The 26,668-nt window shown below is 73.6% G+C and carries 23 protein-coding genes; 4 read left to right on the top strand and 19 right to left on the bottom strand.

The genetic code is table 11. The features are described from left to right. Positions 1 to 9: 9 nt before the first annotated feature. From OG534_RS34475 to OG534_RS34455, 5 genes are all read right to left on the bottom strand, one after another. Complete coding sequence (locus OG534_RS34475) at positions 10 to 801, bottom strand: transcriptional regulator (RefSeq protein ID WP_326586499.1); 792 nt, start codon at positions 799 to 801, stop codon at positions 10 to 12. After that, entirely contained in the window at positions 798 to 1,238 is a 441-nt protein-coding gene (locus OG534_RS34470; protein WP_326586500.1) for a hypothetical protein, read from the bottom strand. The genes OG534_RS34475 and OG534_RS34470 overlap by 4 nt, the downstream gene beginning before the upstream one ends. 160 nt (positions 1,239 to 1,398) lie before the next feature. Beyond that, the gene (locus tag OG534_RS34465; protein ID WP_326586501.1) at positions 1,399 to 1,641 is read right to left on the bottom strand and encodes a helix-turn-helix domain-containing protein; all 243 of its coding nucleotides are present in this window, start codon (positions 1,639 to 1,641) and stop codon (positions 1,399 to 1,401) included. A 209-nt stretch (positions 1,642 to 1,850) separates the two neighbouring features. Next, positions 1,851 to 2,471: a DUF6461 domain-containing protein gene (locus OG534_RS34460; protein ID WP_326586502.1), complete on the bottom strand. Its 621-nt coding sequence runs from the start codon at positions 2,469 to 2,471 to the stop codon at positions 1,851 to 1,853. A gap of 56 nt (positions 2,472 to 2,527) precedes the next feature. Further along, positions 2,528 to 3,091, bottom strand: a complete 564-nt coding sequence (locus tag OG534_RS34455; protein WP_326586503.1) for a TetR/AcrR family transcriptional regulator — start codon at positions 3,089 to 3,091, stop codon at positions 2,528 to 2,530. Positions 3,092 to 3,253: 162 nt separating this feature from the next. On the opposite strand from OG534_RS34455, the gene OG534_RS34450 reads away from it, so the two are divergent. Further along, positions 3,254 to 4,519: a PucR family transcriptional regulator gene (locus OG534_RS34450; protein WP_326586504.1), complete on the top strand. Its 1,266-nt coding sequence runs from the start codon at positions 3,254 to 3,256 to the stop codon at positions 4,517 to 4,519. Here the strand turns inward: OG534_RS34450 and OG534_RS34445 are convergent. From OG534_RS34445 to OG534_RS34430, 4 genes are all read right to left on the bottom strand, one after another. Continuing rightward, positions 4,437 to 6,377, bottom strand: a complete 1,941-nt coding sequence (locus tag OG534_RS34445; RefSeq protein ID WP_326586505.1) for an APC family permease — start codon at positions 6,375 to 6,377, stop codon at positions 4,437 to 4,439. The two genes, OG534_RS34450 and OG534_RS34445, sit on opposite strands and share 83 nt — an antisense overlap. Before the next feature lie 51 nt (positions 6,378 to 6,428). Further along, positions 6,429 to 7,847 carry a PucR family transcriptional regulator gene (locus OG534_RS34440; RefSeq protein ID WP_326586506.1) on the bottom strand — a complete coding sequence of 473 codons (1,419 nt, stop codon included), beginning with the start codon at positions 7,845 to 7,847 and terminating at the stop codon, positions 6,429 to 6,431. Between the two features lie 161 nt (positions 7,848 to 8,008). Continuing rightward, positions 8,009 to 8,464, bottom strand: a complete 456-nt coding sequence (locus OG534_RS34435) for a (2Fe-2S)-binding protein (protein ID WP_326586507.1) — start codon at positions 8,462 to 8,464, stop codon at positions 8,009 to 8,011. A 23-nt stretch (positions 8,465 to 8,487) separates the two neighbouring features. After that, entirely contained in the window at positions 8,488 to 10,752 is a 2,265-nt protein-coding gene (locus OG534_RS34430; protein WP_326586508.1) for a xanthine dehydrogenase family protein molybdopterin-binding subunit, read from the bottom strand. Positions 10,753 to 11,239: 487 nt separating this feature from the next. Here OG534_RS34430 and OG534_RS34425 point away from each other — a divergent pair, with 487 nt between their 5' ends. After that, positions 11,240 to 12,661 (top strand): PP2C family protein-serine/threonine phosphatase, encoded by a 1,422-nt coding sequence (locus OG534_RS34425; RefSeq protein WP_326586509.1) that lies wholly within the window; start codon positions 11,240 to 11,242, stop codon positions 12,659 to 12,661. Between the two features lie 111 nt (positions 12,662 to 12,772). On the opposite strand, the gene OG534_RS34420 is transcribed toward OG534_RS34425, so the two are convergent. After that, complete coding sequence (locus OG534_RS34420; protein WP_326586510.1) at positions 12,773 to 14,260, bottom strand: DNA-binding protein NsdB; 1,488 nt, start codon at positions 14,258 to 14,260, stop codon at positions 12,773 to 12,775. A 230-nt stretch (positions 14,261 to 14,490) separates the two neighbouring features. Here OG534_RS34420 and OG534_RS34415 point away from each other — a divergent pair, with 230 nt between their 5' ends. Continuing rightward, positions 14,491 to 15,615 carry an aminoglycoside phosphotransferase family protein gene (locus OG534_RS34415; RefSeq protein WP_326586511.1) on the top strand — a complete coding sequence of 375 codons (1,125 nt, stop codon included), beginning with the start codon at positions 14,491 to 14,493 and terminating at the stop codon, positions 15,613 to 15,615. 244 nt (positions 15,616 to 15,859) lie between these two features. Then, complete coding sequence (gene kstD, locus OG534_RS34410; protein ID WP_326586512.1) at positions 15,860 to 17,662, top strand: 3-oxosteroid 1-dehydrogenase; 1,803 nt, start codon at positions 15,860 to 15,862, stop codon at positions 17,660 to 17,662. A gap of 33 nt (positions 17,663 to 17,695) precedes the next feature. Here the strand turns inward: kstD and OG534_RS34405 are convergent, their stop codons facing one another. The 9 genes from OG534_RS34405 to OG534_RS34365 form a co-directional block, all read right to left on the bottom strand. After that, the gene (locus tag OG534_RS34405; RefSeq protein WP_326586513.1) at positions 17,696 to 18,196 is read right to left on the bottom strand and encodes a hypothetical protein; all 501 of its coding nucleotides are present in this window, start codon (positions 18,194 to 18,196) and stop codon (positions 17,696 to 17,698) included. Between the two features lie 110 nt (positions 18,197 to 18,306). After that, positions 18,307 to 18,585 (bottom strand): hypothetical protein, encoded by a 279-nt coding sequence (locus tag OG534_RS34400; RefSeq protein ID WP_326586514.1) that lies wholly within the window; start codon positions 18,583 to 18,585, stop codon positions 18,307 to 18,309. Then, positions 18,585 to 19,067, bottom strand: a complete 483-nt coding sequence (locus OG534_RS34395) for a maleylpyruvate isomerase N-terminal domain-containing protein (RefSeq protein ID WP_326586515.1) — start codon at positions 19,065 to 19,067, stop codon at positions 18,585 to 18,587. The genes OG534_RS34400 and OG534_RS34395 overlap by 1 nt, the downstream gene beginning before the upstream one ends. 172 nt (positions 19,068 to 19,239) lie before the next feature. Then, positions 19,240 to 22,122: an ATP-binding protein gene (locus tag OG534_RS34390; protein ID WP_326586516.1), complete on the bottom strand. Its 2,883-nt coding sequence runs from the start codon at positions 22,120 to 22,122 to the stop codon at positions 19,240 to 19,242. Positions 22,123 to 22,308: 186 nt separating this feature from the next. After that, the gene (locus OG534_RS34385) at positions 22,309 to 22,725 is read right to left on the bottom strand and encodes an ACT domain-containing protein (RefSeq protein ID WP_326586517.1); all 417 of its coding nucleotides are present in this window, start codon (positions 22,723 to 22,725) and stop codon (positions 22,309 to 22,311) included. 129 nt (positions 22,726 to 22,854) lie between these two features. Beyond that, positions 22,855 to 23,082 carry a DUF397 domain-containing protein gene (locus OG534_RS34380; protein ID WP_374778183.1) on the bottom strand — a complete coding sequence of 76 codons (228 nt, stop codon included), beginning with the start codon at positions 23,080 to 23,082 and terminating at the stop codon, positions 22,855 to 22,857. A 145-nt stretch (positions 23,083 to 23,227) separates the two neighbouring features. After that, positions 23,228 to 24,394 carry a thiolase domain-containing protein gene (locus OG534_RS34375; RefSeq protein WP_326586518.1) on the bottom strand — a complete coding sequence of 389 codons (1,167 nt, stop codon included), beginning with the start codon at positions 24,392 to 24,394 and terminating at the stop codon, positions 23,228 to 23,230. Beyond that, the gene (locus OG534_RS34370) at positions 24,391 to 25,455 is read right to left on the bottom strand and encodes a thiolase domain-containing protein (protein ID WP_326586519.1); all 1,065 of its coding nucleotides are present in this window, start codon (positions 25,453 to 25,455) and stop codon (positions 24,391 to 24,393) included. The genes OG534_RS34375 and OG534_RS34370 overlap by 4 nt, the downstream gene beginning before the upstream one ends. Further along, positions 25,455 to 26,414 carry a Zn-ribbon domain-containing OB-fold protein gene (locus OG534_RS34365; protein ID WP_326586520.1) on the bottom strand — a complete coding sequence of 320 codons (960 nt, stop codon included), beginning with the start codon at positions 26,412 to 26,414 and terminating at the stop codon, positions 25,455 to 25,457. Before OG534_RS34365 ends, OG534_RS34370 begins: the two co-directional genes overlap by 1 nt. Positions 26,415 to 26,668: the final 254 nt, after the last annotated feature.

The raw sequence follows: 26,668 nt of genomic DNA, 5'->3' as shown, positions 1-26,668 counted from the left end.
GCGGGAGCCTCACAGGCTTGCCTCCAGTGCGTCGCGTAACCGGCGGAGCAGCGCCACGTCCGGGGATTGGTCCTGGGTCATCCAGTCGGGCAGGGGTGCCGCGGCCGGTGGCGGCGGCGGGGTGAGCGGCGTCTCGACCAGCCCGGCCGCCGCGAGGCGCCGTACGTCGAGCAGGGTGTGGAAGGCGGGCCGGCCCAGCACCCACGCGAGGTCCGCCGGGGTGCGCACGCCGTCGGCCTGGCCCAGCAGGATCCGCTGCCGGGCGGTGACCGTCTGGCCGGGGGCGGCCGCCCGCGGCACCACGGGGGCGGTGTCGAGCAGCGGGTACGGCCAGACCGCGTCGAGCAGTTCCCGGCGGCGCTGGGTCTCCCGCTCGACGGCGGCCGCCGGAACGGAGCGGACGGAGCCGATCCAGTGGGTGGCCCCGCGGCGGAACCGGGAGGGCCCGGTGCCCGGGGACAGGGCGAAGAAGGCGGCGTCGAAGATGGCGGCGAGATGGCAGATCTCCAGTTCCCCGCCGGCGAGCCCGCCGCTGTCGACGAGGAAGCGGGCGACCTGGCGGCGGGCACCGGCCCGGTCCACGGCTTCGCGCCAGCGTTCGGGGGCCAAGCCGCCGCCGGTGGTGAGCAGGACGTCGAGGCCGGGGGTCGCCGGGCTCTCCGCGTGGACTATGCGGCCGTCCTCCAGGAAGAGGGTGCCGCGGTCACGGAGCAGGGCGCCGGTGGCGCGTTCCGCGGCGAGCCGGGTGAGGAGGGGCGAGACGGCGGCGAAGGCGTGCGGAGCCGTGGCCTGGGTGGTCACCTGAGGACCAGCCCCTCTGCCAGGGCGCGGAGTCTGTGACGTGCGAGGGCGAGGTTGCCGTCGGTGCGGTCGAGCCACAGGTGCAGGAAGACGCTGCTGTCGAAGCTCGTCTCGACGAAGCGCAGGACGTGGTAGCCGGTCCGGGTGGTGACGATCAGGTCCTCGACGGGAGGGCCGGCCGCCTGGCCGGCGGACGAACCGGCGGAGGGGACGGCTCCGCCTCCGTGTGCCGGAGCGGACTCCGACGGGGCGAAGGACTCGTACTCGGCGGCCGCCCGGGCCAGCTCGGCGGTCTCGGCCGCGGTGGTCTCGTGGTCGCCCACGGGCGAGTCCCCGGCGGTGCCGAGGGCCAGTCCGCTGCTCCAGTCGACCAGCGCGGCCCCCCGCGCACCAGGCAGGGCCATGGCTTCGAGCAGGCATTCGTCGATCCCGGGCACGCGGGCTCCCCTCCCGGCCGGACGTGCTGGGTGCACGGTCGTACGGCGCGACAGGAGGGAACTTACTCAACTTCCGCAGGGCGAAAGGGCGTTCTGGCATTTTCCGCTGGAACATGCCAAGAAGCGAGTAAGACCTTGGCCGGAACGCGTCGCTATTTGATCACGAGGCGAGGGGGAGATCGTCTGCGAGACGGAACGACCCGCCTTCGCGCTGGACATAGCCCTCGTGGCTGAGGGTGCGCAGCAGGTGGTAGACAGTGGGCAGCGGGATCCCGGTGACCCGGGCGAGCCGTTTCGCCGTCGCCCCGCCTTCCGCGTACATCGCTTCCACGAGGCGCAGCGCGCGCTGCACGGAACCGATCAGGGTGGGTGTGCTGTCCTTCTGACTGTGGTCGGTGCCCATGGTTACTCCCCCTGCTCCGGTACGAGGCCTGGCAAACCCATCAAAGTCCCTCACCGGCCGCAAAACCAGCTGACTCGCGTAAACCTGAGCATAAGATCACCGGATCCCGGCCCTGTGGGCGAAAAATGCCGGGGGCGCCCGGAGTTGGCTCGGTGCCCGTCCGGAACCGGTCAGGAGCCGGCTGCGGAGCACGCGCACGGACCGCTCCGCTATCGCGTGCACGTCACGTACGCCGGGAGCGGGGCGTCCTCGATCAGGTGCCGCGGCAGGGCCAGCCCGAAGCGGTGCTCCAGGACGGCGAGGGTGTCGCGGTCGCGGCACTCGTACGGTTCCCCGTCGGGGCGGATGCTCGTGCCGTCCGGGGCGAGGATCTTGGCCGCCAGCAGCTCCGGAAGAAGGAAGTCCGGCTGATGGCCGCCGCGCCAGCATTCCTCGCCGAGGCCGAAGCAGCACACCAGTTCGCCGTCCCGGGCGTACGCGAACTGCTTGGGCGGGTGGTCGGGCTGGGGGTCGAGGTGGACGGCCTCGACGCCGCCCCGGGAGACCTCGGCCAGCCGTTCCCCTCCGGCCGGCAGACCGTGCTCGACGGCGAAGGACCAGCCTCCCCAGCTGCCGACCCGGGCCACGCCGTCGCCGTCCACGGTGTCCGCGACCATGCTCCAGGCGGCCGGGGCGGACAGCGGTCCGGGCCGGACTCCCGGCACGGCTCCGAGCCGCGCGGCGAGCTCCTCGGGGCCGATGCCCCGGGCGAAGGTCAGTCCGACGAACCACGCGTCCCAGTCGGCCAGCCACTGGATCCCGCCGGGCCCGCCCTCGGTGATGTACGCCATGTCTGCACTCCCCACGGTTTCCCCGCGATGCCGGTGCTCCCCCACCGGCACGATAGTCAGTCCGCGGACCCCTGCGGGAGGAGGCGCTCGACCATCGTCTCGATGAGCCCCTCCACCGGGTGGCCGGTCAGCGTCGCGGGCGCGGTCAGGTCGTCCACGATCAGCCCCAGCATCGCGAGGTACAGCAGGACCACGCCCTGCCGGTCCCCGGGCAGTCCGGACTCCAGGTGCCAGGCGACGTTCGCCTCCAGCTCGGCGCTCTGGAAACCGGCGAGCTCCGCCTGGAGTTCGGGGCGCCGGGTGCCCTCCAGCCGCAGCTCCAGCATCGCGATGTGCACGCTGCGTTCGCGCCGCATCCGGTCCACGAGCTGACCGAGCAGCACCTTGGTGTCCAGCGGGCCGGTCAGGTCCGCCGGGTCCGGGACCAGGCGCTCCCGGGTGCGGTGCAGGATCTGTACGAGCAGCTGGGCCCGGTTGGCGAAGTAGTTCGAGGCGGTGCCCGTCGGCACTCCCGCCTCCGCGTCCACCGCGCGCAGCGTCAGGCCGCGCGAGCCCTCGCGCGCCAGGACTTCGATGGCGGCGTCGAGCAGCGCGGCGCGGCGCTGTGGGTTCTGGCGCATGGCGGGTCCTCGGGGTGGGTGCGGCACGCGATGTGATCACTGCACGTGCAGTGCTTCGCACACGGTAGCGGACGCACCCGGTCCGGGCCCGCCCGCCGATCCCCCGCCGATCCCCCTCCGCCCCCTCCCCACCGGCCCCTCCCCCGTGTCAGGCTGCGGGTCATGGAGCGGATCATCGAGGAGATACGCGAGGACCTGTCCCGCCGGATCGCCGTGGCGGCGGACCGGCTCGCCGACCGGACGCTGACCGAGGACCCCGCCTACGCCGCCCTGCTCGGCCGGGCCGAGCTGCGCGAGCGGATCCACCACAACCTCCGCCAGGCCGTCGACGGCCTGGTCCGCAGCTCCCGCGGCCTCCCCGTGGAGCTCGCCGACGCCCGGGCCACCGGCACGCTCCGGGCCGAACAGGGGCTGCCGCTCACCTCCCTGCTGCGCACCTACCGCCACGGCGGCCGGCTGCTCTGGCACACCCTCACCGAGGCCGTGGCCGCGCACGACCGGGCGGCGCTGCCCCGGCTGCTGCCGAGCGCGACCGTGTTGTGGGACGTGCTGGACCAGATGACGGACGCCGTCACGGAGTCGTACCGCCGCACGGAGGCCGCGCACACCGACCGCGACCGGGAGCGCCGCGCGGCCCTGTTGGACGTCCTGCTGGACGGCGCGGCCGCCACGGACGGGCCGACGGCCTCGGAGGCCGCCGACCGGCTCGGCCTGCCCGAACGCGGCCGCTTCGCGGTGATCGTGGCGGCCTCCGGCGGCTCCGGCACGACCACCGGCCCGCCCGAGCGACCGGGCGCCCCGTCCGCTCCGCGCGTGCTGTGGCGGATCCGCGCCGACGGGGAGACCGGCCTGGTGGAGCTGGGACACCATCCGCTGGAGTCCGTACGGGACCTGCTCGCGCCGCTCGGGGTGCGCGCCGGGGTCAGCCCGGTCGTCGGGGCCCCGGCCGAGCTGGCCGGGGCGCACCGGCTGGCCGCCCTGGCCCTGCGCACCGCCCCCGAGTCCGGCGGCCCGAGCACCGCGCTGCTGGACGAACGGCTGCCCGCGGCGCTGGTCGCGGCCCAGGCCGAACTGGCGGGCCGGCTGCGCCAGGTGGTGCTGGGCCCGGTGCTCGCGCTGCCCGCGGAGGACCGGCGGACGCTGCTGACCACCCTGGGCACCTGGCTGACCTGCCAGGGCTCGACGACGTACGCCGCGCAGCGGCTGTACTGCCACCGCAACACCGTCTCCAACCGGTTGCGCCGCCTGGAGCAGCTCACCGGCCGCTCCCTCTCCGACCCGCGGCACGTGGTGGAACTGGCGCTGGCGCACGCGGCGGTGCTCCAGCGGGGCGCCGCGCAGCCGGCTACCCGTCCTGCCGCGCCGGCTCCGCGGGCTTCGCCGACTCCAGCAGGTACGGCACGTCGATCACCGCGACGCCCGGCGTGAACAGCAGGCGCGCCTTCAGCCGCAGGGCGTTCTGGTTGTGCAGGGGCTGCTCCCACCAGTGGCCCACGACGAATTCGGGGATCACCACCGACAGCATGTCCGTCGCGGAGTCGGCGGCCAGTTCCTCGATGTGGGCCATGATCGGGCCCACCACCTCGCGGTAGGGCGAGTGGATGATCTTCAGTGCGAGGCCCGTGTCGTGCTCGGCCCACGTCTCGCGCAGCCGGGTCGCCTCCCCCTCGTCCGCAGCGACGGTCACGGCCGTCAGGGTGTCGGGGCGCAGTCCCTGTGCGTAGCCGATGGCCTTGAGCGTGGGGGCGTGCACGGCGGCGACCAGGACCAGGACGTGGTGGCGGGCCGGCTTGCGCGGGGTGGCGTCGGGGCCGACGGCTACCTGCCGGGCGACCTGGTCGTAGTGGCGGCGCACGCCCTTCATGCCGAGGAAGAGCAGCGGCATGGCGATGACGACCAGCCAGGCGCCGTGCGTGAACTTGGTGAGCAGGACGATGACCAGGACCAGGGCGGTCAGGGTGGCGCCGACCGCGTTGATGGCGAGCCTGCGGTGGATGTGGACGCGCTCCGTGCGCGGGGTGCCGGGTGAGGCGAGCTCCCTCCTCCAGTGCCGGACCATGCCGGACTGGGAGAGGGTGAAGGAGACGAAGACGCCGATGATGTAGAGCTGGATGAGGCGGGTCAGTTCGGCGTCGAAGGCCACGATGAGGGAGATGGCGGCGAGCGCGAGGAGGACGACGCCGTTGGAGTAGACGAGCCGGTCGCCGCGGTTGGAGAGCTGGCGGGGTGCGTACCGGTCCCTGGCCAGGATCGAGGCGAGCATCGGGAAGCCGTTGAAGGCGGTGTTCGCGGCGAGGATCAGCACGCCCGCGGTGACGGCCTGGAGCAGGTAGAAGAGGAAGTGCCAGCTGCCGAAGGTGGCGCGGCCGATCTGGGCGAGGGCGGTGGAGGTCGCGGTGCCGGGCGGCAGGCCCAGTTCGGTCGGGTCGGCCGCGACGTGCACCTGGTAGGACATGGCGAGGACGGTGATGCCCATGAACATCGTCACCGAGAGCACGCCCATCGCGGCGAGCGTGGTCGCCGCGTTCCTGGCCTTGGGCTTGCGGAAGGCGGGGACGCCGTTGCTGATCGCCTCGACGCCGGTGAGGGCGGTGCAGCCGGAGGCGAAGGCGCGCATCGCGAGGAACACCAGGGCGAGCCCGGTGTAGGTGCCTTCCGCGGTGATCGGCAGGTGGGCGGACTCGGCGCGGATGGTGTCGCCGGTCCCGATCCGCACGGCGGCGACGGCGAACATGAGGTAGATGACGAGGACGAAGCCGTAGGTGGGGATGGCGAAGACCCGGCCCGACTCCCGTACGCCGCGCAGGTTCATCAGGGTCAGCAGCACCACGAAGGCGACGGAGAGGGCCACTTCGTGGTCGTTCAGCGCGGGAACGGCGGAGGTGATGGCGGAGACGCCGGAGACGACGGAGACCGCGACGGTCATCACGTAGTCGACGAGCAGGGCGCTCGCCGCGGTGAGTGCGGCGGTCTGGCCGAGGTTCTCCGAACTGACGACGTAGGCGCCGCCCCCGCCGGGGTAGGCGTGGCAGGTCTGCCGGTACGAGGCGATGACCACGACGAGCAGGAAGACGATGGCGGAGGCGGCGTACCAGGTGAGGTGGAGCAGTGCGACGCCGCCGAGGGCCAGGATCAGCAGGATCTCCTCGGTGGCGTAGGCCACCGAGGAGAGCGGGTCACTGCAGAAGATCGGCAGGGCGAGTCGTTTGGGCAGCAGGGTCTCGCCCAGCCGCGCGGTGTCGAGGGGTTCGCCGACCAGCACGCGTTTCGCATTGATACGCCTCATTTGGGCATGATCATCCATTTCACTCGCCGATCATCCCTTTTGAGGCTTGTGTCACTCGGCGAGCTGCTCCGCCCGGTGTGCCAGCCACAGGTCGTGCCGGGCGCTCGGGGACTGCAGCAGGGAGCGCTCCAGCAGCGCCTCGACGCGGGTCAGCCGCTTGCGGGCGCCGGGGACGGAGACGCCCAGCGCGGCGGCCGCCGGGACGAGTTGGGCGTCGTGCGCCAGCCAGACGCGGACCGTGTCGCGGGCTCCCGGCGGGGCGTCCGGCCCGGTCAGCCCGTCCAGTTGGGTACGGGCCCAGGCCGTCAGGCGCGGATCGCGCAGCACCGCGTCGAGATCGGGGGCGGCCGCCGCGGCCGCGCCCTCGCCCCGCCGCGCACCCGGGGTCAGCCGCAGGGCCAGCGAAAGCGCCGCCTGGTCCCCGAGGCGTGCGAGGTCCAGGCCGAGGAGCGCCTCGACCAGGCGGAGCCTGGCGGACAGGGTGTTGCGGTGGATCTTCAGCAGCCGCGTGGCGTGCGAGGTGAAGTTCAGCCAGGCGTGGGCGGTGGCGCGCAGTTCCTGCCCGCCGGGGTCCTGGGGGCGCCGGGGCCGGTGTGCGTGCAGGGGCGCGAGCAGGGCCTCGGCCCAGCCGGCCCCCGCCTCGTGGGCGGCGAGCGCCAGCTCGGGGCCGGGTCCGAACCGGGCGTGCCGCTCGCCCCGGCCCCGGGCGACCGTCAGCGCGTGGAAGGCCTGGGTGTAGGCGGCCGGGGCCTCGCGCAGGTGCATCTCCCCGCTGACGCCGACCGTGCAGTCCGGGGCCACCTGCACCAGCGCCCCGGCGAGGGGGTCGTGGTCGGCGGACACCGCCGCCGGGCCGGCCGGGACGAGCACGATGAGGTGGCGTACGTAGACCGGGCAGCGCACGATCCAGGCCCGGCCCGCCGTCAGCTCCCGGCACCGCCGCGCCACTTCGGCGCGCTGACCGGTCCGGCATTCGACGACGTACATCCGCATCGGCTCGGGCAGAGCGGGCCCCAGCGCCTCGGCGATCTGGTGGGCGATGGAGAGCCGGCCGTTCATCAGCAGGTGCAGCACCGCCTCGCGGGCCCGCGATTCGGCGAGCGCGGCCCGCTCCTCGCGCCGTACGGCCTCCTCGGCGCGCAGGACCAGGGCCAGCGGTACGGCGGCGTCCGCGAGCAGGGTGGGCGCGCCGGGATCGTGCGGCTGTTCCAGTACGGCGGCCAGGGCGCGGCCGCCGTCCAGTGCGAACAGCAGCGTGGCGGAGCCGGAACCGTGCAGGACGGCCGACCGGACGCCGCGGGCGTTCATCTCGGCGACGCCGCGCACGGCGCTCCGCGGCCCCTTGCCCTCCTCGGCGTCCACCACCCCGGCCCATCCGCCGAGCCGGGCCGCGAGCCACTCCAGCAGCGCGGCCGATCCCCCGGCGTGGGCGAGCCGGTGGAGCCTGAGGACGTCGTCGGACCGGGACACGGCCGCATTCAACCACCGGCCGCACACTGTGCGCTGTGATACCCGTCTCGCCGGGTCACTGGGCACGGCGAACCCTGCGCACGGACGGCCGGCCGCATAGGTTTGGCCACAGCGGCGGGATCCCGGTGCCCACGGGGGAGGCACCGGGATCCCGCCGCCGCTCACATCTTGCGCGCCGCGCTGCGGATGGCCTCCCGGATGCGGAAGTAGGTGCCGCAGCGGCAGATGTTGGCGATGGCGTCGATGTCCTCGTCCGTGGGCTCGGCGGTCCGCTTGAGCAGCGCGACGGCGGCCATGATCTGGCCGGGCTGGCAGAAGCCGCACTGGGCGACGTCCTGTTCGAGCCAGGCCTCCTGCACGGGGTGCAGCTCGTCCCCGTTCGCCAGCCCCTCGATGGTGGTCACCGCCTTCCCCGCGCACGCGGAGACGGGCACCACGCACGGGCGGACGTCGGCGCCGTCGAGGTGGCTGGTGCACGCCTTGCAGACGTCCACCCCGCAGCCGTACTTGGGGCCGCGGACGCCCAGCATGTCGCGGAGCACCCACAGCAGGGGCAGGTCGTCGGGCGCGTCCACGGTGACGCTCTGCCCGTTGACGGTGAAGGTGTGCGAGGGCACGGCGTACTCCTGGATCCGGCGGACTAGCGCGGGTAGGGGGTGAAGTCGACGTCGAAGTCGAGGGGGAAGCTGCGCGGCTTGGAACCGGTGGCCCGCGCCCAGGCGTTGGCGATCGCGCCGACCGCGGCGGGGACGCCGAGCTCGCCCGCGCCGCCCGGGTCCTCGCCGGTCGCCGGCAGGACGAAGACCCGCACGTCGCGCGGGGTGTCACGCTGCTGCGCCCAGTGGAACTGGCTGTAACTGCCCTCCAGCGGCAGCCCCTTGTCCAGGTGCAGGCCGGCGCGCAGCGTGGTGGAGATGGCGTCGGTGAGGCCGCCGATCATCTGGGCCTCCAGTCCGCGCGGGTTGACCGGCAGGCCCACGTCCACGGCGATGACCGCCTTGGTGACGCGGGCGCGCTCCGGGTCGCGGGTGTCGATCTCGACGAGGCAGGCGGTGCGGGACTTGTACTCCTCGTGGAAGGCGATGCCCTGCGCGCAGCCCGCCTCCATCGGCCGCCCCCAGTTCCCCTCGGTCGCCACCTTGTCGAGTACGGCGCGCTGGGCGTCGGTCTTCAGGAAGGTGCGCCGGAAGCGGTACGGGTCCCGGCCCGTGCGGGCGGCGAGTTCGTCGACCACGATCTCCTCGGCTCCGCGGGTGTTGGCGGAGTAGACCGAGCGCCAGGATCCGGTGGGGATGCCGGTCGGCACCTCGGTCAGCGCCTGGGTGGTGAGCCCGAAGTGGTACGGGGACTTCACCGTGGTCAGGAACAGGGTCTGTGCCAGGGTGGCGTTGCCGATGCCGAGCGGCAGGCTCGCCGCGGTCGCGGTGATCATCTCGCCGAGCCCGTGCCGGAAGTCGGTCTCAGCGGCGGCGACGCGGTGCTCGAAGCTGAGCACCTCGCCCAGCAGGTGGGTGGCCCGGATCCTGTGGTGGGTAGCGGGGCGCATCCGGCCGTGCCGGGTGTCGTCCACGCGGGTCCACATCAGCTTGACCGGGCGGCGGCAGGCCTTTGAGATCCGGGCGGCCTCCAGGGCCGCGTCGAAGAAGAGCCGGCGGCCGAAGGAGCCGCCGGCCTGGACCACGTGCACCGTGACCTTGTCCAGCGGGAGGCCGAGGTCGGCGGCGATGCTCTGACGGGCCACGATCGGGGACTTGAGGCCGGACCAGATCTCGGCCCGGTCGTCCCGCACGTCGGCGATGGCGCAGTTCGTCTCCATCGGGGCGTGGCTGACGAAGGCGAAGTCGAACTCGGCGTCCACGTACGGGGTCAGCAGCGGTGGCACCAGCAGCGGCGGGGTCGCGGCGCGCAGCTTGGCGCGGATCTGGGCGTCGGAGAGCTGGTCGGCGGGGCCCGGGCCCCAGGTGACCTGGAGGGCCGACTTGGCGTCGATCGCCTGCCCGAAGGTCTCGGCGACGACGGCGACCCCGGTCGGGACGGTCACCACGTGCAGCACCCCGGGCATGGCCCGGACGGCGGCGAGGTTGGTGACGGAGCGGACGGCGCCGCCGAGGGTGGGCGGGCGGCGCACCACGCAGGGCTTGGCGCCGGGCACGTCGAGGTCGAGGGTGTACTGCTGGGCACCGGTGACCATGGCGCGGGCGTCGATGCGGCTGGTCGGCTTCCCCACGAGGGTGTGCTTCGCCGTCTTCTTGGGGCCGGCGCCGAGGACGACCAGGCCGGGGTCGGCGGCGGCCGCGGCGAGGCCGCCGTAGTCGGCGGTGCGGCCGTCGGGGGCGTGGACGGCGCCGTTCGCGGTGGTCAGCGACGTCGGGGAGAGGCTCCAGCGGCGGGCGGCGGCCGCGACGAGGCGGGCCCGGGCGGTGGCGGCGCACTGGCGGACCGGCCCGTAGAGCGAGCGGATCGAGTTGGAGGAGCCGGTGAGCTGGTTGAAGAGCAGCTCGGGCCGTGCGTCGTCCAACTCCACGCGTACGTCGGCCAGTTGCGCGTCGAGTTCCTCCGCGACCAGCATGGCCACCGCGGTGGTGAGGCCCTGGCCGACCTCCTCGCGCGGCAGCCGGAAACGGATGGTCCCGTCCGCCTCCACGGCGAGCGCCAGCAGGGCGGAGGTGGGCGCGCCCGCCAGGATGAACAGGTCGCCGAGGTCGATCACGTCGGCGATGGCCGGCAGGGAGGGCACCACGGCGTGGGCGCTCTGCGGGGCGAGCGCGTCGGCGCCGGCGCGGGTGACGAGGGCGAGGGTCGGCGCCGCCACGAGGTAGGTGAGGAAGGACCGGCGGCTCTGCCCGGTGGCGTGGTTCCGGCCGGTGGCCTGGTTCTGCCCGGTGGCGTGGTTCTGGCCGGCCATGTTCTCGTGTCCCCACGCTGCGCGGGTCCGCCCGCGCGGACCTCCCCCGGTTCATTACCGGCACGTAGAGTAGCGACCCGCCGGTGCGGTGGGAAGTCCGGGCTCGGTGTCGAATCGGTGCCGTGGGTCCTCCGTTCGGGGGTACCGGGGCGGGCCGCGTTGATTCGGGGCGCGTCCGAACACGGTGGCGGGACCGCCTCGTACACATCGGTCGTACATGCGAGCCACGCCGCCCGGACGGCCGGTTTCCGGCCGCCGTTTTCCCCGCGTTCCGGTACCGAACGGCAGGTGCCGGACTCGCCGTCCGCAGCCCCTCTGACCGAATTCGTTCGCACACGAAACATGCCACCGCAGGCCTGCGGTATATGCCAGAAGCAAGAACATAGCGGATGTTGCCAAACGCCTTACACGCTGTCGCTGCCTGTGCAACAGTCGTTACCGGTCCTTCCTTCAGACTTGGCCGTGCCGCGCCTGTATCGGAGTTCTCATGCCGTCCCACCTGTTCGCGGACCGTCCCGCGCAACCGCCCGAGCCGGGGTCGGTGGACGCGCTGATCTCTCAGACCCGGCGCCTGCGGGGCGAAGTGGACGCGGTCCGCCGCGACACCGTCGTGGACGACGACGACGCCCAGGGCCGCTGGCAGCGCGCGCTGTGCGATCTCGCCGTCCACCACCTCGACGACCTCCGCGAGCACCTCGACCAGCTCAAAGAGGGCCTGCCTCCGGCGCCCGAGACCATCGAGTTCCCGCAGACGGCCCCCGAAGCCGGGCCCGAGGCCCAGACCCGCGTCGGCAGCGCCGAGTGGAACCTGCTGACCGACGAGGTCAGTTGGTCCGACGAGCTGTTCCAGATCTTCGGCCGCTCCCCCGAGACCGGCGCGCTCCCCCTCGACGAACTGGGGTCCACCCTGTTCTCCGAGGACCAGCCGCTGCTCACCGCGTGGGTCACCGCCTGCCTGGTGGACGGCAAGCCGATCGACGGCGAGTTCCGCATCGTCCGGGCCGACGGCCGCGTCCGGACGCTGCACATGAGGGGCGAGCCGGTACTCGACTCCGACGGCTGTACGGCCTCGATGTGGGCCGTCCTGCGGGACGTGAGTGAGCTGCGCCGGAGCCAGCGAGCGGTGCGCGAGTCCCGTGACTCGCTGCAGCGCCAGCGGGAGATCGCGCAGACCGAGCACCGGCTGGCGGTCGAGCTGCAGGAAGCCGTGCTCCCCCCGTGGCGCGGCTCCCTGCGGTTCCCGTACAGCAGCGCGGGCACGCTGGACGTGGCCGCCCACTATCTGCCGTCCGCGACCAGCGCGCTGATCGGCGGCGACTGGTACGACGCCCTCGAACTGCCCGACGGACGCTCGCTGCTGACGGTCGGCGACCTGACCGGGCACGGGGTGACCGCCACCTCGGGGATGGCGATGATGCTGGGCGCCCTGCGCGGCATGGCCATGGCCGGGATCGAGCCCGGCCCTCTGATGGGCTGGCTCAACCAGCTCCTGGAGACCTCCGTACAGCCCGCGCTCGGCTCGGCCGTGTGCTGCCGCTACGACCCCGCGCGCCGCGTCCTGTCCTGGGCGCAGGCCGGCCACCCGGCCCCCCTGCTGTTCCGCCGCGGCTCGGGCCGCTCCCTGGTGCCGCCGGAGGGCGTGCTGCTGGGTGCGACCTCCGGGGCCTCGTACGGGCAGGCCGAGGAACGGCTCGAGGTGGGCGACCTGCTGGTCCTCCACACGGACGGACTGACGCCGCGCAGCATCGAGTTCAGCCGGGCGGACGGGACCGAGCGGCTGCTGGCGCTGGCGCCGCGATTCTCGGCGGCGCGGTCGGCGCAGGACTGCGTACGGATCGTGATCGAGGAGTTCGGCGAGAGCGAGCGGGAGGACGACGCCTGTGTGCTCGTCGCCCGGGTCGGCGGGTAACGGGCAGTGCCGTACGGGCTTCGGGGCCGCGCCGGAAGGCGCGGCCTTTCTCGTCTCCGTGCAAGGCGCAAGGCGTGCACCGCAAGGCGTCCACGACGTACCGGCGCGGGACTACACCCCCGTACCGCGCGGCGCCGGGGTGTCGGGGAGGGCCAGCTTGATCTCCTGGCGCAGGTCCTCGATGCTGGCGTACCCGGAGTACTGGGCGGTGAGCCGGTACATCTCGCGCAGCCGGTCCCAGGTGCGGTGCGAGGAGGTCTCGTTCATCGACACCAGGGCGAGGCGCGCGTAGCGGTCGGCCTGTTCCGGCTCGTCGGCGATGAAGCAGGCCGAGGCCATGGAGATGTAGTCGAAGATCTGCGAGCGCTGGTGGCCCTCGCCCCGCAGCCGCAAAGCCTCCCTGGCGTGGCGCGCGGCGATCGGCGCCGCCGCGGCGTCGTGGTCGGCCAGGGTCCGGTACGCGAGGGCCTGCATGCCGTGCAGGTCGGCCTCGTCGAAGTGCTGCATCCAACTCGGCGGCGGCACGTCGCCCTTGTCGGAGACGAACAGCTCCTCCGCCTCGCCCAGGGTGCGGCGCATGGCCTGGCCCTTGCCCATGGCGGCCTGCGCCCAGGCCTCGATGGTGTGCAGCATGGCGCGGGTGCGCGGGAGGGTCTGCTCGCCCGAGCCGGACTGGGCGAGCTTCATCAGGTCCAGGGCCTCGTTCGGCTTGCCGAGGTGGACCATCTGGCGGGCGGCGCGGGACAGGGCCTCGCCCGCGCGCGGACGGTCGCCCCCCTCGCGGGCCGCGTGCGCGGCGATGACGAAGTACTTCTGCGCCGTGGGTTCGAGGCCCACGTCGTGGGACATCCAGCCCGCGAGCACCGCCAGGTTGGCCGCCACCCCCCACAGCCGGCGCTGGAGGTGGTCGGGGTGGTGGTAGGCGAGCATCCCGCCCACCTCGTTGAGCTGGCCGACGACGGCCTTGCGCTGGAGTCCCCCGCCTCTGGAGGCGTCCCAGGCCCGGAAGACCTCGACCGAGCGCTCCAGCGCCTCGATCTCCTGGGAGCCGATCGGGGCCGCCTCGTAGCGGTCGTAGCCCGCCGGGTCGCCCTGGAAGGCGTCCCCGAAGTGCCGGGCCTCCTTCGCTGCGGCGGGGTCGGTGTGGAGCCAGTCGTACATGGCGTTGCTGAGAGCGGAGCCGGCGGTGAGCACGGCACCCGCGCCCATCAGACCGCGACGGTTGAGCATGAGGTCCATTCCCGTGAATTCGGTGAGGACCGCGGCTGTGCGTTCGGGCGCCCAGGGCATTCCGTCGGGGTTCTCGCGAGCCCCGTCCGGCTGCCGTCTTGAGGTGCGCCGCTGCCGTACGAACCCGAGGTCCTCGATGGTCACGACACGACCGAGCCGCTCGGTGAACAGTGCTGCCAGTACCGTGGGCACCGGCTCGCGGGGGGTCTCCCCCATGTCGATCCAGCGCCGCACCCGCGAGGTGTCGGTGGCCAGCTGGGGGTGGCCCATGGCCGCCGCCTGCCGGTTTACCATCCTCGCCAGTTCGCCCTTCGACCAGCCGGCCAGGCCGAACAGGTCGTTCAAGCGGGTGTTTGGACCTTTGCTCACGTCAAGCCCCCAGGTTCTCGGCTGAGTTGACAGTAGCCCGCCGTCAGATGCCCAGCGACTATTCGCCAGGCTTCGCCAGGGCACGCCCGATGGTTCGCCACCTTGCGCCGGGTGTCAGGTAGGAATGCGCCTCCCCGACCCGGTCACCGGCGGAACTCCCCAGGGTGAAGCACGGGATCCGGCGGGGCGGCGTACGCAACTCGTCGGCGCACGAAGGGATCCGTATCACCATGTACGCAGCAACGTCCTCCGTGTCCGCACCGGTCCGGTCGCACCGCACGCTCCCTGCGGGCGGCGGCCCCTACCTCGACCCCGGCCGTCAGCCGGCCCCGGCGCAGGGCGCCGTGCGGGCCCGGCGGATGCCGGGTACCGGGTCTCAGCCCGTCAGCGGAAGAATCGACCTCTCGGGGCCGCAGGGCGCGCAACTGCGCACCGCCCTCGCCTCGGTGCAGCGGATCTGTCCCGAGTTCGCGCCGGTGCAGGTACTGCGGCGCAGCGGCCGCTCGGTCCTCCTGGTGGGGACCACCGGGCGGATGACCGCCGTCGCGAAGGTGTTACTGGATCACTCGCCGGAGTGGCGTGAGCGCTACCGGCACGAAATAGCGGCATACCGGGCGTTCGTCCGGCACCGCCCGCCGGTCCGGGTGCCGCGGCTGATCGCCGCCGACCCCGAGAACTGCACGCTGGTGGTGGAGCGGATGGCCGGCCGGGTCGCGGCCCTCCAGCGGCACCCGGTGGAACCGCCGCCGCGGGTCGACCTGCGGGCGGCCCTGGGCGCGGTGTGCCGGGTCAACCAGTGGCGGCCGCCGTCGGAGCTGTTCGGCACCCCGATGAACTACGCGCGGCGGATCGCCCGCGACTACGAGTTGGGCCTGCTGACCGACCGGGACCTCGGCGACCTGCAGAAGCTGCTGCACGGAGTGAAGCTGTCGGGCACGCCCCTGCAGTTCAACCACGGTGACGCGCTCCTGTCGAACCTGCTGCTGTCCCCCGCCGGTCCGGTGCTGCTCGACTGGGAGCACGCGGGCTGGTACCTGCCGGGCTACGACCTCGCCACCCTGTGGACGGTGCTGGGCGACGCCCCGGCCGCCCGCGCCCAGATCAGCCGGCTCGCCCAGTCGGCCGGTCCGGTCGCACGGGACGCCTTCCTGGTCAACCTGATGCTGGTGCTGACCCGGGAGATCCGGATGTCCGAGACGGCGGTGCAGCGCTCGATGCTGGCGACCGCCCCGACCCAGCCGCTGCCGGTGGGCGCCCTGTCCTCCGGTGAGGAGCAGCGGCTGCTGCTCCGCCGCCTGCACGACGATGCGGGGATGGCGCGCAGAGCGGTCCGCGCGGCGGTCGGCACGCGCTGACCGTCCCCTCGTACGCGAAGTCCCGTGGCCCCCACCGCCACGGGACTTCGCTCGTGCGGGCCCGGAAGCGCGGGGCGTTGGAGCCTGTGGGCGCGGGGCGCGGGGCGGAGCTGAGGCGGGGTGCGGTCAGGAGCCGGGGACGCCGGATGCCTTGACATCACATGATCCCCCGAACACCTTTTCTGACTCAGCATCAGACGTGCTGGAGTCACTCCCCTCCTCCCCACACCGCTGGAGCCTGCCCATGTCCGCAAGCGCTTCACGCACTTCCCCCGCCGCCCTCCCGTCCAGACGTACGGTCCTCGCCGGTACCGGGGCCGGGATGCTTGCCGCCACCGTGCTCCCGTCCGCCGCGGCGCGGGCCGACAGCGCCCAGGACGGGCCCCCGCTCGGCGAGTACGACGTCGTCGTGGTCGGTTCCGGGGCCGCCGGGATGACCGCCGCGCTCACCGCCGCCCGGCGGGGGCTGAGCGTGCTGGTGGTCGAGAAGGCCCCCACCTTCGGCGGATCGGCCGCACGTTCCGGGGCCGGCATCTGGCTCCCCAACAATTCGGTGATCCTGGGCGCGGGCGTGCCGGACACCCCGCAGAAGGCGGCGACGTACCTCGCGGCCGTCGTCGGGCCGGAGGTTCCGGCCGACCGCCAGGCCGCGTTCCTCGCCAACGGGCCCCGGATGCTGGACTTCGTGATGGCCAACAGCCCGCTCGGGTTCCGCTTCATGGAGGGGTACAGCGACTACTACCCGAATCTGCCGGGCGGGCTGCCGAACGGCCGCTCCATCGAGCCGGACCAGCTCGACGGCCGGCTACTGGGCGCCGAACTGGCCCGCCTGAACCCCGCGTACATGCCGGTACCGGCCGGGATGGTGGTCTTCAGCCAGGACTACAAGTGGCTGAACCTCGCGGCGGTCAGCGCCAAGGGGCTCGCCGTGTCGACCGAGTGCCTGGCGCGCGGCACGAAGGCGGCACTGCGCGGCGAGAAGCCGCTGACGATGGGCCAGTCCCTGGCGGCCGGGCTGCGCGTCGGGCTGCAGCGGGCGGGGGTGCCGGTGTGGCTGAACAGTCCGCTGGTCGATCTGGTCCGGGAGGGTGGCGCGGACGGTCCCGTGACGGGGGTCGTGGTGGAGAAGGAGGGCGTACGGGGCACGGTACGGGCCCGGCGCGGGGTGATCATCGGCTCGGGCGGGTTCGAGCACAACGCGGCGATGCGGGCGCAGTACCAGCAGCAGCCGATCGGCACGCAGTGGTCGGTCGGCGCGAAGGAGAACACCGGCGACGGGATCCGGGCGGGGCAGCGGGCCGGGGCGGCACTGGCCCTGATGGACGACGCTTGGTGGGGTCCGTCGATCCCGCTGCCCGGGGAGCCGTACTTCTGCCTCGCCGAGCGGACCCTGCCGGGCGGGCTGATCGTGAACGCGAACGGCGCGCGGTTCGTCAACGAGGCGGCGCCCTACGGCGACGTGGTGCACGTGATGTACGAGAAGGACCGGGGCGCGGCCGGCTCGCACATCCCGGCGTGGCTGATCGTGGATCAGAACTACCGCAACAAGTACCTGTTCAAGGACATCCTGCCGACGCTCCCCTTCCCGGACTCGTGGTACCAGGCGGGCGCGGCGAAGAAGGCGTGGACGTGGGACGCGCTGGCCGGCCAGATCGGGGTTCCGGCGGGTGCGCTGCGGGCGACCCTGGGCCGGTTCAACGCGCAGGCGTGGAGCGGGACCGACTCCGACTTCCACCGGGGGGCCACGGCGTACGACCACTACTACACGGACCCGAACGTGCACCCGAACTCGTGCCTGGCACCGATCTGGGCCCCGCCGTTCTACGCGTTCAAGATCGTCCCGGGGGACCTCGGCACGAAGGGCGGCATCGTCACGGACGCGCGGGCCCGGGCCCTGCGGGAGGACGGCTCGGTGATCCGCGGCCTGTACGCGGCGGGCAACGCCAGCGCCGCGGTGATGGGGCACAGCTACGCGGGCGCCGGATCGACGATCGGCCCCGCGATGACGTTCGGCTACGTGGCGGCGAACGACATCGCGGACGCGTGATCGAGCGGCCGGCGCCCGGGCACGCCCTGGATCCTAGCCCTGCTGGAAGAGCTCGGCGGGGAGCGGCTTCAGGAGGGCGTAGAGGTCATCGGTGATCGGGCGGTCCCAGCTGGCGATGGTGACCAGCACGTTGTCACTGCGGTCGAACTGGACGCAGGAGATGCGGGACTCCGACAGCTTGACCTTCCGGACGATGAGGAGGTTGTCACCCTGCATGACGGGGCAGTCCTCGATGCCGGTGACCTCGACGTCCTCGTCGTTCTCCAGCGCGTCGAGGAGCTGGGCCACCTCGAAGGGCACCTGGCCCTCGGTGAGGTCCCGGGCCGGGGAACCCTCGGGGAGGTTTCCGATGATCATCGCGGGGCCGCGTCCGCCGAACAGGTCGTAGCGGAGGAAGACACCCTGGCAGCTGCCGTCGGGCGCGGGCAGCAGCCCGGCCCCGAGATTGCCAGGCCAGTCCCCCGGGTCCATGGCCAGGACGTCGAAGTCCGGGCCGGCGGGTGTGGCGGCGCGGTGGCGGCGGAGGAAGGACATGCCGCCATGGTACGTGGCCGCACGGCTTTTCCGGCCCGGGGGCCCTCATCCCGGCGGCCGCCGCGGCCGGGCGCGCCGGGCCGGCCGTGCGGGCGCGCCGGGCCGGCGGGTCAGACCGGTGGGACCAGCGTGAAGTAGTACGGGAGCAGGGCGGCGTCGCCCGTGACCCGCAGGCCGGTGGCGGGCAGACGTTGCCAGAGGAAGAGCGCGAGGTCCGGGGCCGGGCCCGCGACCTCGACGTCCGCGGGGGCGGTGGAGCCGGGCTCCGGCAGGACCCGGTCCGGTGTGAAGACCACCGTCCAGGATTCCGGCCCGTCCGTACGCCGGAAGCGGTAACGCTCGCCCCGGCCGACGGGGGCGGCCTGCCAGGAGCGGCGGGCCGGGGCCATCACCTCGAAGGTCTGGGTGACGGCGTCCGCCGCGAGGGCCGGGTCGAGCGGGGCGGGCGTTCCGGTCGCGGATTGCGCGTCCCAGCGTGGACGGCCAGCTCGATCAGCTGCATCCGCAGCCAGAAGCCCGAGGTCTGCTCGTCCGACCAGGTCCACACCCGGGTGTCCGGCCCCAGCTCGCCCAGCAGCTCCCCCAGCTCCCGGGCGCCCTCGGCGAACCACTCGGTCAGCGCCTCCGGGTCGGCCGGGGCCTGCGGGAGCCCGAGGCCGGCGGGGTCGGGCGGGGTCGCGAGCCGCTCCCGCAGGACGTGTACCAGGTAGCGGTGCACGCCCCCGAGGTGTCCGACGAGGTCGCAGACCGACCAGCCCGGGCACGAGGGGACCTGCGGGGCCGGCCCGCCGAGGTCGAAGGCGTGGCGGACGGCCTTCTCAAAGGCCGCCGCCTCGCTCCGGAAGAGGGACATCCGGTGGAGGTGATCCATACGGTTGACCCTGCCCGCCGGACGGCGGAACCTCCCGCCTTGCGCTACGGGCGAACGCCTCCGGCGCGGCCGGCGGACCGGCGGAATCACGCACCACCACACCGCCGCACCGCCGCACTGGCGCACCGGCGAGCACGGCATCGCCGGCTTCCGGAACCGGTGCCCCGGCGGCCTACGGCGCGTACGAGTCCAGGACGGCCGGGAGGCCCGGAAGGTTGGTGCCGAGTTTGCGGCACGCCGCGGACAGGGCCCAGTCCGGACCCTGTTCCGGCAGGGCGGAGCCGTCCGGGACGGCCTGGCCCGCCGCCCGCCGCGCCGCCTTGAGCTCCTCCTCCGTCAGCCCGTCCTGCCAGTCCGGCCCGCCCGGCAGGCCGGCGCCCAGCCCCAGCAGGGTGTCGGCCGTCTCGGCCACCAGCCCGTCGGCCCCGCATTCCCGGGCCGTCACCACGGCCCGCTCCAGCAGGTCCGCGTCGCGCAGCTCGGTGCCCAGCGCGGCCAGGGCGCGGGCCAGTTCGTGTCCCGCCGGGGACTGCGACAGCAGGGCCACCGCCTCCCGCAGCAGCACGGCCCGGTCCTGCGGGGCCGCGACCTCGGCCGCCACGCGCAGGGCCTGGCCGATGCCCGACGGGGCGCCGAAGGAGCGGGCCCGCCGGACGGCGTCGTCGGCCAGTGTGCGCGCCCGCTGCGGATCCTCCCCGGCCACGGCGCGGGCCAGGAGCAGCTGCCACGGGCACCAGGCCGGGTTCTGGATGCCGCGCGGGGTCAGCCGCCGGTCGACCTCCTCCAGTTCGGCGACGGCCGCACGCATCTCACCGCGGGCGACGAGCAGTTGGGCGTACACGGTCTGGGAGTCGGGGAAGACCACGGCCGCCGGGAAGGGCCGGCCGTACTCGTGCTCGCGTCCCAGTTCCCAGGCCTCGTCGACGCGTCCCCGTGCGAGCAGCGTGGTCAGGAGGATGGCTATGGCGTACCAGTGCACGGGGGTGCGCCGTCCCACGCGTTCGGCGAGCCGCAGCCCGGCCCGCGCCAGTTCCTCGGCCTCCACGAGCCGCCCGCGCCGGTAGCGGATGTAGGCGCGCAGGCTGTACGCGAAGGACAGGTGCGCGCCGCGCCAGCCCATCCGCTCGAACTCGGCGGTGCCGGTCTCGAACAGCTCCTCCGCCCGTCCGGGGCGGTCGGCGTACATGTAGGCCATCGCGACCAGGACCGGCACCTCGAAGCCGCGGTCCTCGTAGGCCCAGCTGAAGGGCCGCTCCAGTACCCGTCCGGCGTGGTGCAGCACCACGTCCACCGGTTCTCCGCGCAGGCAGGCGTCCCAGGCGCGCAGCCCGATGACGTACCGCTCGGTGAGGTCGCGCCCGGTGAGGCGGTCGGCGAGCCGGGCGAGGCGCCGGGAGCGCGCCGGGGAGTCGGTCTCGGCGGCGTTGAAGGCGTCCCACATGAACTGCTCGGACTGCAGGCGCAGCCGGGCCCGGACGTCCTGGGTGTACGGGATCTCCCGCGCGAGGGATTCCGAGGCGTCGGCGAGGCGGTCGCTGTGTGCAAGGACCTGGGCGAGCCGGATGACGATGCCCTGGCGCAGGGTGGGGTCGTCGAAAGGTTCGGCGAGGGCGGCCCTCAGGTGGTTGACGGTGTTGGCGGGCTCGGTGAGCAGGGAGGCGCAGCCCAGTTCGTACAGGACGGCGGCGCGCTCGTCGAAGTCCGGGGGCTCGCGCAGGGCGCGGGCGAGCTGGCGGCGGGCGGCCTCGGGGGCGCCGGCCCGGAGGTTCTCGCCGGCGGCCTCGCGCAGGATGCGCACCACCCAGGGGTCGTTCTCGGGGTGGGTCTCCAGCAGGTGGCGGGCGGCGGCGGAGGGGCCGAGTCCGGCGTCGACGACGGCGGCCGCGGCCTTGCCGTGCAGGGCGACCCGCAGCGCGTCGGGGATGGCGCGGTAGATGGCGGTGGCGATGAGCGGGTGGACGAACTCCAGCCCGGTCTCGGGTTCCTGCGCCGGCCCGGTCACGGGTTCCTGCGCCGTCGAGGACCCGGCGGCCGACAGGATGCGGGCGTCCCGCAGCCGCCTGGTGGCGTCCACACCCTCCTCGGCGCCGAGGGCGGCGACCCGCGCGGCGAGGTCCTGCGGGATGGCGGTGCCGAGGACGGCGCAGGCCCAGGCGAAGCGGACGGTGGAGGGGCCGAGGCGTTCGAGGCGGGCCACGAGGCCGCTGCCGCGCTGGGCGGCGGCGAGGTCGCGCAGCAGCGGGGCGTTCGCCTCGACCGGGGGCAGTCCCTTCTCCCGGACCTTGGCGGTGAGTTCGACGGCCTCGAAGGGGTTGCCGGTGGTGACGGCCCAGGCCTCCCGGCAGAAGGCGTCCTCGGCGTGGTCGCCGAGGGCCTCGCGGACCAGCGCGGCGACGGCGGCCGGGGTGAGCGGCGCGAGGGGCAGCGGGCGCTGTCCCGCCCGGCCCGGCAGCGTACGGAAGGCGTCGGCGTCCGCGGGCAGTTCGTCGGGGCGGTAGGCGACGACGAGCAGCAGGGGGAGGTGTTCGGCGCGCGGGGCGAAGGCGGCGAGCCAGCCGAGGGACTCGGGGTCGGCCCAGTGGGCGTCGTCGAGGACGAGGGTGACGGGGGCGCGTTTCACGACGAGGTGGGTGAGGACCCAGTCGAGTCCGTCGCGCAGGCCCTGGGGGTCGGGCGGGGCGCCCTGTTCGGGGGCGCAGAGTCCGAGGGCGGGGCCGACGATCGAGTACCAGCTCCCGAGGGCGGCGCGCAGCTCCTGCTCGGAGGTGCCGGCCAGCTGGGGCTGGATGAGCTGGCGGGCGACGTGGAAGGGCTGCCTCTGCTCCTGTTCGCCGCCGCGGGCGGCGAGGACGGTGCAGGAGCGGGCGTGGGCGCGGCGGCGCAGCTCGGCGAGCAGGGTGGTCTTGCCGAGGCCGGCGGGGCCGGAGAAGGCGAGCAGCGCGCCGCCCGCGTCCGGCCCGGGACCGGTGAGCTGGTCCAGGGCCTCGTCGACGATGGCGAGTTCGGTCTCGCGTTCGACCAAGGTGCGCCGTTTGCGGGTACGGCGGTCCGTCATGGCTGGTACCCCCCAGGCCTGTTCGGGGGATCAGCGTACGCCCGCGCACATCGCGGGGGATCCCACTGTCGGGAAAGAATCCGATCTTCTTTACCGGTGTCCGTTCCGGAGTCTTTTCCGGCGTCTTTTCCACTGCGCTTCCGGTGTGCTTCCGGCGCCCTTCCGGTGGCCTCTCCGGCGTCTTCGTCAGGCGTGTCCGTCCCGGGCGGACCGTGCCGCGAGGTCCTCCAGGACGGCCACGGCCTCGGCGGCCCGGTCGGCGTCCACGAAGAGGTGGTCGTGGTGGTAGCCGGCGATGACGTTGCAGCTCAGGCCGTGTGCGCCGAGTTCGGTGGCGAAGGCCGCGGTGAGGCCGACGGCGTCGAGGGCGGAGTGGATCCGCAGGGTGATCCAGCCGGCCGTGTAGTCGTAGGCGAGGCCGGCCGCGTCGGCGTCCTCCTGACGCAGCACCAGGGTGAGGCCCTCGCGCTCCAGGACGGTGGCCACGGGCGCGGTCCCGGCGGGGACGGTGCTGCCGGGGACGGTGCAGAAGACGTACCGCCCCTCGTTCAGCTCGGGCCGCATGCCGCTCAGGAGTACGCGCAGGTCGTTCTCGCCGCTCATGCCGCCACCCTAGGCGGTGCGCCACCCTAGGCGGTGCGCCACCCTCAGGGCCGTCTTTCCGGCCGGCGGCCACCGGGGCGGCGGGGCCGCGCCCGGTGGTGCGCCGCGTACAGCCGGCCGCGGGCCGTCCTAGGTCAGGTCGAACTCCCCGCCCCGGGCGTTCAGCACGAACTTGTGCCACTCGTCGGGGGTGAAGATCAGCGAAGGGCTCTCGGGGCGCTCGCTGTTGCGCATGGCGATGAAGCCCTCGACGAAGGCGATCTGGACGTCACCCGCTCCCCGGCTGCTCGACTGCCAGTCCGCCTCGGTGAGATCGAGGTCCGGCTTCCCCCAGCCAGCGAGGGGCTGTGAAGTCATGCTCTCGGCCACGTGCGTGCTCCTCCCGGTACGTCGTCCGGGGGCAAGGTTAACCACCGCAGCGCGTGCCGCACAGGCCACGGTGAGTCACCCGTGGCCTGTGCGGCCCCCCGGCCGGCCCCTCCGTCGCCGGCCGGGCACGCGGTCAGGAGGCGGGCACCTCGGCCCCCACCAGCCACATCGCGAAGAACTGGGCGCCGCCGCCGTACGCGTGCCCCAGCGCCCGGCAGGCTCCCGGAACCTGGTGTTCCCCGGCCTGGCCGCGCACCTGCAGGGCCGCCTCCGCGAAGCGGATCATGCCGGAGGCGCCGATCGGGTTGGTGGAGAGCACCCCGCCGGACGGGTTGACCGGGAGGTCCCCGTCGAGTTCGGTGACCCCGGCCTCGGTGAGCTTCCATCCCTCGCCCTCCGCGGCGAAGCCGAGGTTCTCCAGCCACATCGGCTCGTACCAGGAGAAGGGCACGTACATCTCCACGGCGTCGATCTCCCGTCGCGGGTCGTTGATTCCCGCCTGCCGGTAGACGTCGGCCGCGCAGTCCTTGCCGGCCTGTGGCGAGACGAAGTCCTTGCCCGCGAAGAGGGTGGGTTCGCTGCGCATCGCCCCGCCGTGCACCCAGGCGGGCGGCTTCGGCGAACGGGCCGCGCCCACCCGGTCGGTGAGGATCATCGCGCACGCGCCGTCCGAGGAGGGGCAGGTCTCGGAGTAGCGGATCGGATCCCAGAGCATCGGCGAGGCCTGGACCTTCTCCAGGGTGATGTCGTGCTCGTGCAGGTGTGCGTAGGGGTTCTTCAGCGCGTTGCGCCGGTCCTTGTACGCCACCAGCGAGCCCACCGTGTCCGGCGCGCCCGTGCGCCGCATGTACGCGCGCACGTGCGGGGCGAAGAATCCGCCAGCGCCGGCGAGCAGCGGCTGCTGGAAGGGGACGGGGAGCGACAGGCCCCACATGGCGTTGGATTCGGACTGCTTCTCGAAGGCGAGGGTCAGGACCGTGCGGTGGACGCGGGCCGCGACCAGGTTCGAGGCGACCAGGGCGGTGGAGCCGCCGACCGAGCCCGCCGTGTGCACGCGCAGCATCGGCTTGCCGACGGCGCCGAGCGCGTCCGCCAGGTACAGCTCCGGCATCATCACCCCCTCGAAGAAGTCGGGGGCCTTGCCGATGACGACCGCGTCGATGTCGGCCCAGGTCAGCTCGGCGTCCGCGAGGGCGCGGACCGCCGCCTCCCGGACGAGTCCGGCGATGGACACGTCGTGGCGGGCGGCCACGTGCTTGGTCTGGCCGATGCCGACGACGGCAACTGGCTCCTTGCTCATGCTCGGTCCCCTTCCAGGACGGCGACCAGGTTCTGCTGGAGGCAGGGGCCGGAGGTGGCGTGGGCGACGGCCCGGTCGGACTCGCCTCGGTGGATCCGGGCGGCCGCCTCGCCGATGCGGATCAGGCCGGCGGCCATGACCGGGTTCGCGGCGAGCGCTCCCCCGGACGGGTTGACGGCCACGCCGTCGCCGTCGCCGAGGCCGAGCGCCTTGCGCAGCACGACCTCCTGGGAGGAGAACGGCGCGTGCAGTTCCGCCGTGTCCACCGGGGCTTCGAAGACGCCCGCGTGCTCGGCGGCGATCCGGGTGGACGGGGAGTCGGTGAGGTCGCGCAGGCCCAGGCCGTGGGCCTCGATGCGGTGGTCGATGCCGGTGATCCAGGCGGGGCGTTCGCACAGCTGCCGCGCGAGGTCGCCGGCGGCCAGGATCACCGCGGCCACGCCGTCGCCGATGGGCGGGCAGTCCCAGGTGCGCAGCGGCCGGACCTGGTAGTCGCCCTGCGGGACGGCGCCGCGGAGCTGGGCGTGCGGGTTCGCCTCGGCGGCGGCGCGGCTGCGCGCTCCGATGGCGGCCAGGGCGCGCTCGTCGGTCTCGCCCGCGTCGATCAGGGCCTGGGCCTGGAGGGCGGCCAGGGCCACCGAGTCGGGCCAGAGCGGGGCGAGGTAGTACGGGTCGAGCTGGCGCGTCAGTACGTCGCGTACCGAACCGGGCGAGGACTTCCCGTACGCGTAGACGAGCGCGGTGTCGGCCTCACCGGTCTGGATCTTGACCCAGGCCTCGTACAGGGCCCAGGCGCCGTCCATCTCGACGTGCGACTCGGAGATCGGCGGCCAGGCGCCGACCCCGTCGAGGGTCATGGTGAAGGAGAAGGCCCGGCCGGCCAGGTAGTCGCTGGAGCCGGAACAGGTGAAGCCGATCTCGCCGGCCTTCAGTCCGGTCGCGGCGAGCACCTGGTGCAGCACCGGCATGACCATCTCGACTTCGCTGAGTTCGTCGGTGCGGCGCAGGTGGTCGCTCTGCGCGAAGGCGACCACCGCGACCTCGCGTGCGTATCGGGCCATCAGATGAGCTCCTTGTACGCGTCGTAGTCCGCGTCCGGCTCGCCGGTGGGGCGGTAGTGGTCGGGGTGGCGGCCGCCCTCGGTCCAGACGGGCTCGACGCGCAGGCCCATGCGGACCTGGTCGTACGGGATGCCGCCGATCCGGCCGTGGAGGGCGAGGCCGGCGCCGTCGAGGGCGATGTGGGCGTAGACGTACGGGACCTCGATGTCGAGGTTCCTGGCCTTGATGTTGACGATGCAGTACGTGGTGACCGTGCCCGCCGGGCCGACCTCGACCTGGTCGGTGGTGGCCACCCCGCAGGTGGGGCACGCGCCGCGCGGGGGCACGTACACCTTGTGGCAGGAGGGGCAGCGCTCGCCGACGGTCCGCCGCTCGGAGAGGGCGTTGATGTACGCGGTCTGGGCGCGGCCGGGACTGTAGACGTAGTCGAGGCGGGCCTCGGCGACGATGCCGGTGACGGCGTCGGCGAAGACCCCGTCGTGCGGGACGGCCTCGGCGCCCGCGGGGCCCTCGTACGGTTCGAAGCAGGCGATGTCGGTGATGGCGCCGGTACGGTCGGCGGCCCATCGCACGCGCACCCGCATGCCGGTGCGGACGGCTTCCGGTCCGGGGACGTCGAGGGCGTGCAGGAGCGCGGTGTCCGCGCCGTCGAACTTGACCAGCACCCAGGCGAAGGGGGTGTCCAGCGGCTGGTGGGGGCGGGGCCGGCCGTTCCACGCCCAGGTGGTGACGGTGCCGGTGGCGGCGACCTCGACGAGCTCGCGGACCTCCTCGGCGGTGACGGGGTCGTACTCGACGGGCGGGACCACCACCTTGCCGCCGGAGGTCTTCACCCCGAGGACGACGCCTTCGCGCAGCCCGGTGAGGAAGGCGCTCTGGACGGGACCGAGGGACCGGGTGAAGGGGAACTCGACGATGAGGGGCGCGCGGAGCACTTCCGGCGGCGACGCGGCTGTCATGGGCGGCTCTCCGTTGCGGTTGATTCCGGTACAGGCACAATCCACCCCCGCCGGGCCAATCCGGCCTGGCCGGGCAAAATCCAGCCCCGCCGGCGTTTGAGGCGCGGGGTCCGGGGCGGAGCCCCGATCTTTGGCGGTCGGGCACATCCAGCCTCGCCTGGCCATTGCGGCCTGGCCGGGCACATCCAGCCCCGCCGGCGATTGAGGCGCGGGGTCCGGGGCGGAGCCCCGATCTTTGGCGGTCGGGCACATCC

This window comes from Streptomyces sp. NBC_01294 (assembly GCF_035917235.1).
In the GTDB taxonomy this organism is placed as follows: domain Bacteria; phylum Actinomycetota; class Actinomycetes; order Streptomycetales; family Streptomycetaceae; genus Streptomyces; species Streptomyces caledonius.
The sequence above is the reverse complement of the archived record's forward strand: the minus strand, read 5'-3'. Positions and strand labels throughout refer to the sequence as shown.

Excerpts from the sequence above, each read along its gene's own strand:
- OG534_RS34415 (WP_326586511.1), top strand. The coding sequence starts at position 14,491 with ATGTACGCAGCAACGTCCTCCGTGTCCGCACCGGTCCGGTCGCACCGC.
- OG534_RS34425 (WP_326586509.1), top strand. The coding sequence starts at position 11,240 with ATGCCGTCCCACCTGTTCGCGGACCGTCCCGCGCAACCGCCCGAGCCG.
- OG534_RS34385 (WP_326586517.1), bottom strand. The coding sequence starts at position 22,725 with ATGAGCGGCGAGAACGACCTGCGCGTACTCCTGAGCGGCATGCGGCCC.
- OG534_RS34450 (WP_326586504.1), top strand. The coding sequence starts at position 3,254 with ATGGAGCGGATCATCGAGGAGATACGCGAGGACCTGTCCCGCCGGATC.
- OG534_RS34395 (WP_326586515.1), bottom strand. The coding sequence starts at position 19,067 with ATGGATCACCTCCACCGGATGTCCCTCTTCCGGAGCGAGGCGGCGGCC.
- OG534_RS34405 (WP_326586513.1), bottom strand. The coding sequence starts at position 18,196 with ATGTCCTTCCTCCGCCGCCACCGCGCCGCCACACCCGCCGGCCCGGAC.
- OG534_RS34365 (WP_326586520.1), bottom strand. The coding sequence starts at position 26,414 with ATGACAGCCGCGTCGCCGCCGGAAGTGCTCCGCGCGCCCCTCATCGTC.
- OG534_RS34400 (WP_326586514.1), bottom strand. The coding sequence starts at position 18,585 with ATGGCCCCGGCCCGCCGCTCCTGGCAGGCCGCCCCCGTCGGCCGGGGC.
- OG534_RS34465 (WP_326586501.1), bottom strand. The coding sequence starts at position 1,641 with ATGGGCACCGACCACAGTCAGAAGGACAGCACACCCACCCTGATCGGT.
- OG534_RS34370 (WP_326586519.1), bottom strand. The coding sequence starts at position 25,455 with ATGGCCCGATACGCACGCGAGGTCGCGGTGGTCGCCTTCGCGCAGAGC.
- OG534_RS34430 (WP_326586508.1), bottom strand. The coding sequence starts at position 10,752 with ATGGCCGGCCAGAACCACGCCACCGGGCAGAACCAGGCCACCGGCCGG.
- OG534_RS34390 (WP_326586516.1), bottom strand. The coding sequence starts at position 22,122 with ATGACGGACCGCCGTACCCGCAAACGGCGCACCTTGGTCGAACGCGAG.
- OG534_RS34455 (WP_326586503.1), bottom strand. The coding sequence starts at position 3,091 with ATGCGCCAGAACCCACAGCGCCGCGCCGCGCTGCTCGACGCCGCCATC.
- OG534_RS34380 (WP_374778183.1), bottom strand. The coding sequence starts at position 23,082 with ATGACTTCACAGCCCCTCGCTGGCTGGGGGAAGCCGGACCTCGATCTC.
- OG534_RS34375 (WP_326586518.1), bottom strand. The coding sequence starts at position 24,394 with ATGAGCAAGGAGCCAGTTGCCGTCGTCGGCATCGGCCAGACCAAGCAC.
- OG534_RS34445 (WP_326586505.1), bottom strand. The coding sequence starts at position 6,377 with ATGAGGCGTATCAATGCGAAACGCGTGCTGGTCGGCGAACCCCTCGAC.
- OG534_RS34460 (WP_326586502.1), bottom strand. The coding sequence starts at position 2,471 with ATGGCGTACATCACCGAGGGCGGGCCCGGCGGGATCCAGTGGCTGGCC.
- kstD (WP_326586512.1), top strand. The coding sequence starts at position 15,860 with ATGTCCGCAAGCGCTTCACGCACTTCCCCCGCCGCCCTCCCGTCCAGA.